At 42.0% G+C, this 6,000-nt stretch carries 6 protein-coding genes; 1 reads left to right on the top strand and 5 read right to left on the bottom strand.

Annotated features, from left to right (window positions below):
• Positions 1-121: 121 nt before the first annotated feature.
• The 4 genes from ACWODM_RS09025 to ACWODM_RS09010 are packed head-to-tail and all read right to left on the bottom strand — an operon-like array spanning position 122 to position 3,528.
• On the bottom strand, positions 122-784 hold the full coding sequence (locus ACWODM_RS09025) for an ABC transporter permease (protein WP_455321053.1): 663 nt from the start codon (positions 782-784) through the stop codon (positions 122-124).
• 2 nt (positions 785-786) lie between these two features.
• Positions 787-1,710, bottom strand: a complete 924-nt coding sequence (locus tag ACWODM_RS09020) for an osmoprotectant ABC transporter substrate-binding protein (protein ID WP_455321048.1) — start codon at positions 1,708-1,710, stop codon at positions 787-789.
• Positions 1,710-2,348 (bottom strand): ABC transporter permease, encoded by a 639-nt coding sequence (locus ACWODM_RS09015; protein WP_455321047.1) that lies wholly within the window; start codon positions 2,346-2,348, stop codon positions 1,710-1,712. Before ACWODM_RS09015 ends, ACWODM_RS09020 begins: the two co-directional genes overlap by 1 nt.
• Positions 2,349-2,352: 4 nt before the next feature.
• The gene (locus tag ACWODM_RS09010; protein ID WP_455321046.1) at positions 2,353-3,528 is read right to left on the bottom strand and encodes a betaine/proline/choline family ABC transporter ATP-binding protein; all 1,176 of its coding nucleotides are present in this window, start codon (positions 3,526-3,528) and stop codon (positions 2,353-2,355) included.
• 287 nt (positions 3,529-3,815) lie between these two features.
• Between ACWODM_RS09010 and queA the strand changes: the two genes are divergently transcribed.
• Entirely contained in the window at positions 3,816-4,847 is a 1,032-nt protein-coding gene (queA, locus tag ACWODM_RS09005; protein ID WP_455321045.1) for a tRNA preQ1(34) S-adenosylmethionine ribosyltransferase-isomerase QueA, read from the top strand.
• 75 nt (positions 4,848-4,922) lie between these two features.
• Here the strand turns inward: queA and ACWODM_RS09000 are convergent, their stop codons facing one another.
• Positions 4,923-5,360 (bottom strand): hypothetical protein, encoded by a 438-nt coding sequence (locus tag ACWODM_RS09000; protein ID WP_455321044.1) that lies wholly within the window; start codon positions 5,358-5,360, stop codon positions 4,923-4,925.
• Positions 5,361-6,000: the final 640 nt, after the last annotated feature.

Here is a 6,000-nt window from a genome sequence, read left to right as displayed (position 1 = left end):
AATAAATAAAGAGGCGAGCGATGAGCGGTTGGCAGTCTTTGAAAAAGCTCCTTTTAAGGGGCAGCGAATGGCGACCTCTTCTAGAGGTGATAAAAAGCCACCCGTTTTCACGGGTGGATAATTACTTACTAGCGCGACTACCAGGATCAAGTCGTCGTTCGATGATTCCTAAGAACCAGTCGGTGAAGATCGACATGACCGCAGTTGGCAAGGCGCCGGCTAGAATGATCGCAGCGCCATCTGTTGCGTTGGTTCCGCGGACGATGATATCACCCAGACCACCTGCACCAACGAAGGTACCGATAGCGGTAATACCGATCGCTACGACTAAGGCATTTCTGATTCCTGCCATAATGACTGAGATCGATAAAGGCAATTCGATCATATACAGTCGTTGCCAGGCAGTCATTCCCATACCTTTTCCTACGTCCAAGGCATTTCGATCAACTTGGATCATGCCAGTATAGGTGTTTTTGATGATCGGTAGCAAGGAATAAAGGAAGACAGTGATAATCACGACGTTTACACCTAGTCCAAAGGCAAACATCAGAATCGAGACCATTGCTAAAGCAGGAATCGTTTGAATGATGTTCGCAAGACGGATTACCCAGTCAGCGAGTTTTTTTCGGCGTGAGATCATAATTCCTACCGGTATTCCCACGATCGCTGCAAACATGACCCCATAAATCGAGATCAGAAAATGACGAAGGAATTGCGAAAAGACATAGCTGCCATTTTCTTGAAAATAATAGAGAAATTGTTGTAGAAGATTCATCTCATTCATGTTCATTGCGCATCCTCCTCAAAATAGTTGTGTTCTTCTAAAAAGCGTTCGGCAACGATAGAAGGTTCCACGAGATCATTATCTGATTCATAGTTTAGTGTTTGCATCGTTTCGGTATCGATTTTTCCAGCCAAACGGTCGATCGCATCTTGTAGCTCCGGTACTTCATCTAAGAGCTGCTGATTGACGATGGGTGAAGCATCGTATGGAGGGAAAAACTGTTTGTCATCCTCTAGCATGACCAGATCATAGCTGGCGATTCGTCCATCTGTCGAATAACCGAGTACGACATCCATGCGGTGGGCATCGACTGCATCATAAACCAGTCCGATTTGCATAGGTAGGATCGAACTGAATTCAAATCCATAGGCTTCGGTAAAACCGTCGTAACCGTCCCCTTCACGCGTCATCCAAGCACGGTCGGCTCCGACCACTAATTCATCAGCGATCGGTTCCAGATCACTGACGGTTTGTAAATTATATTCTTCCGCAGTGTCCTTTCTTACAAGAAAGACATACGTATTATCAAAGCCATAAGAAGGGAACCAAACCTGGTCGTAACGTTCTTTGAATTCTCTTTGTACGACTTTCATGGCTTCATCGGGATCCATGACCGGATCTAAAAGTAAAGTGGAAGCAATGTCTGTTCCTGTGTAGCGAGTAGACGAAATATCCGCATCCCCATTCAACATGGCTTGATGGTTGATATTGGTCGTTCCTAAATTATTGATGATCGTGGTTTGTTTATCGGTATAGTGCTCGACCATCCCGGCTACGATACTTCCAAGAATTTGGGATTCTGTAGTGATTCCTCCAGTGATAGCGATCGTGTCTTCATCGGTATTGGAAGCAAGACCAGGGAAAGAACACGCAGACAAGAGTAGCACACCAGTCAGAGCAACGAATAGTTTTTTTAGTTTATCCATTATTCATTCTCCTCCCTTAAAGCAGATGGTGTCAGTTTTTCCTCGAGTTTTCCCAGAAGGAAATCTGAGATAACTGCTAAAAGGATAACGGGGATAGTTCCGGCAAAAATCAAAGGCTGCTGGTAATTGTCTAAACCACTAAAAATCAAGACACCAAGACCACCGGCTCCAATGTAAGAAGCGAGTGTTGCCCAAGCAATCACGTAGACGGCTGCTAAACGAATCCCAGCCATAATAGTCGGTAAGGCGATGGGAATCTCGACGCTGTAAATAGACTGCATGTTCGTCATACCCATACCCTTGGCAACATCCAAGTAGCTAGGATCAACATTTTTCATCCCAATATAAGTGTTTCGTAAAATCGGTAGTAAAGAATAGATGAACAGTGCGACAATCGCTGGCGCGACTCCAACACCAAGAAAAGGAATCATCAAGGTCAGGAAGGCCAGTGAAGGAATGGTTTGCAACGCACTTGCAATACCGATCACGACATTTGCGACTTTCGGGGCACGTGTCAGTGAAATCCCGATAGGCACAGCAACAAGGGTTCCTAAGAACAATGCAGCAAATGAAATAAAGATATGCTCCATCGTATTTGAAAAAATTTGTGCGCCATAATCTGAAAAGAAGGCTTGCATAAGACTAGACCTCCTCTACTTGTTCTGGATCGAATGACTCGACTGCTTCTGAGATCGATTGCTCTTCGCCCCAAAGGACATCGTAGACAATGTCTACCAGAGAGGCACGGGTCAAAATACCTACTATGCGTTTTTTCTCATCCACGACAGGGACATATTTCATTCCGCGTTTCAAGATGCGTTGCAGAGTATTGCGCAAGAGTGCGGTTTCTTGAACGAAAAAGACATCTGTCTTTAAGATATCCCACACACTACTGTTTTTTCCGCGCTGCTGGTTGATCGATTCAATATCGATGTAACCTTTGAGAATATGTTGATTGTCTGTGACTAGTAGGGTATCTACGCGTTTTTCCCGCATCAGTTTGATGGCTTCCTGTAAGGATTTTTCGGAAGTGATCGTGACTGCGGTGTTCAGCATGACTTCGCTGACTAGCGTGGTATCTGGTTTGGCTTGCATCAAACGATCCTCACCAATCAGTTCTTCTACGAATTCATTCGCTGGACTTTTTAAAATATTGGCAGGGGTATCAAATTGTATGACCTTTCCTTCACTCATGATCGCAATGCGACTCGACAACTTCAACGCCTCGTCCATATCATGGGTAACGAAAACGATCGTTTTTCCCAGTCTTTCCTGCAAATCTTTGACTAGATCCTGCAAAGAGTCGCGAGTGATGGGGTCCAGAGCACCAAATGGTTCATCCATCAATATGACATCCTGATCAGCGGCTAAGGCTCGTACGACACCGATCCGCTGTTGCTGACCACCTGAAAGTTCATGCGGGTAACGATCTAGCATTTCTCTAGGCAGTTCGACCATATCGATCATCCGCTCGGCGATTTTATTCCGTTCTTCCTGATCCACCTTCAATAGCTTCGGTACCAAAGTAATGTTTTCGCGAATGGTCATGTGGGGCATTAAGCCGATGTTTTGAATGACATAACCGATTTTTCGGCGCAATTCGACGGGATTCAGTTTCTGAATGTCTTGTCCATCGATCAAAATTTTTCCTTTGGTAGGTTCAGTCATGCGATTGATCATCCGCATGGAGGTTGTTTTCCCGCTCCCACTGGTTCCGATAAAACAAACAAATTCTCCCTTATCAAAGGAAAGGTTGATATCTTCGACAGCAACTTTATTGCCTTTATAAATCTTTGATACGTGTTGAAATTCAATCATTGCATTCACCTCAAATTAGTTTAATTTTTGTTGCACCTCTATTAATAGTATGCCGAAATAACGAAAATAATACAAATGATACACTAATTGAAAGCGCTCCGAAGGCGTTGGGAAGGTTATGAAAACTCCAAATGTTTCACAGAAAAAAACAAGCTATTAACCCTATAGTAAGAAGGGATTCTGACGGTTTTAGAAAAGAGAAAAAAGAGAAAAAGCCATTTTTTTGAAACAAATTGAAAAAAAGTGCTAAAATGAGGAAGCAGATTGAGAAAGAAAGAGTGGAGAATATGCTAACAACAGAAGATTTTGATTTTGAATTACCCGAAGAACTGATCGCCCAAACTCCTTTGAAGGATCGGACTAGTTCTCGTTTACTTGTCTTGAATTCAAAAACAGGAGAGATGGAAGACAAACATTTTTATGAGATCATTGATGAATTGAATCCAGGTGATGCACTGGTGATGAATGATACACGTGTGCTACCAGCTCGTTTGCATGGCGAAAAAGCAGAAACAGGTGCACATTTGGAGATTTTGCTACTGAACAATACCGAAGGAGATCGCTGGGAGACATTGATCAAGCCAGCCAAACGTGCCAAGGTTGGTACGGAGATCTTTTTTGGTGATGGGCGCTTGAAGGCGACGGTCAAAGAAGAGTTGAATCATGGGGGAAGAATCATTGAGTTTGACTATGATGGTATTTTTCTGGAGATCATCGAGTCTTTAGGTGAAATGCCTTTACCGCCTTATATCAAAGAACGATTGGAAGACCCGGACCGTTATCAGACAGTCTATGCGAAAGAGAACGGTTCAGCTGCTGCACCGACTGCGGGTTTGCATTTTACTAAGGAATTATTGGAAAAAATCCAAGAAAAAGGCGTCGAGCTTGTCTACCTAACACTACACGTTGGTTTAGGAACCTTTCGACCAGTCAGCGTTGACAATATTGCCGAGCACGAGATGCACAGTGAATTTTATCATTTGAGTGAAGAAGCTGCTGAGCGCTTGAATCAAGTCAAAGCAGCTGGTGGTCGGATCGTGGCTGTCGGAACGACCTCTATCCGTACACTAGAGACCATTGGCACTAAATTTGACGGACAGATCAAAGCAGACAGTGGCTGGACCAGCATCTTTATCACGCCAGGTTATGAATTTAAGCTTGTGGATGCTTTTTCAACCAATTTCCACTTGCCTAAATCAACCTTGGTTATGCTAGTCAGTGCCTTTGCTGGACGCGAGCAAACACTAGCAGCCTACCAGCATGCAGTGGACGAACGGTATCGCTTCTTTAGTTTTGGCGATGCGATGTTCGTGAAATAATTTAAAAATGATCCGCCACGCTCTTCAACAAGTTCGTTTAGAGCGTGGCGGATCATTTTTTTGGCTCACATCACATCAGTGAGTACCTCTTATGTGAATTTCCTTGCTCTTGATCATCCAAGCGATGTTTCCAACGAAAGTCAACTCATGAACAAAAACGTCCTCCTCAAGAATACATTCATCGATCAATAGATCATCGAATCCTAACTCTGAATCAAACGCCTTATCAAAGGACAGGTACGAAACACCTTGATAAGTTAGTTCATATTGATTCTCAATACTACTTAATAATATAGTCACGGTCAAACAATGACGAAAGTCACTCTTTGCACGATCTTCAATAGTCACCTTCTTCACTTGACAATCATGAGAAAACCCTGATTTTATCAGTCTGTAGGTTTCCTCATCAAAGTGATCTTTAATGGATTGTAGATAATTTTCATACCTCGTACAATCTTGTTGATATTCTGTTAATGAAATAGAATCATCAAAATATCTATTTAAAAATTTCATTATTTCTCCTTCTTAGCTTTCTTTTCTCTTCTTTTTTGGATAGAGGGAATATAAATTTGTATCATCATCTCTGACAGAATAGCACAAATTTATTGGAGAAAACTGTTTATTGCCTAAACGTAACAAATTCGTGGCTATACAAAAAACCGATCGTCGCTATTGCTCTGACGATCGGCTTTTCTTTTGGAAGGAATTGTTGAACTGTCATTGTATTACTAGCAAAGCGTATCGTACTTTACTTGAAACAAAAAACTTTGTCTTGATTTACAAACTTGACGCTCATTCTGTTTTAGCTTTTGTTACAATGGGGGTCATGCACTTCTTCAACAGAAGGTATAACTTATAACACAAATTACTTTGCTTACGAAATACTTAGTGAAACTTGTAGCTTTGACAACTTTTGTTTGTTTTACATTCGATTTATCTTCAAACAGTCCAACAAGTTGCCTCCTTCCTTACATCCAAATCATACCACAAAATGACAGCGTTTTCAAACGTGGTGCTTAGAAAAATAAGAAGAGATTTTGAAATTATATGTAAGAAAAGCTGAAAAAAACACAGTAAATATCTCTTTTTTTATGACGAAGTTTAAGAAAGACAATAGTTTCGGCGAACCTAAGTTGTAAGTTTGATTTCAAAA

Source organism: Enterococcus olivae, from assembly GCF_053760925.1.
The sequence above is the reverse complement of the archived record's forward strand: the minus strand, read 5'-3'. Positions and strand labels throughout refer to the sequence as shown.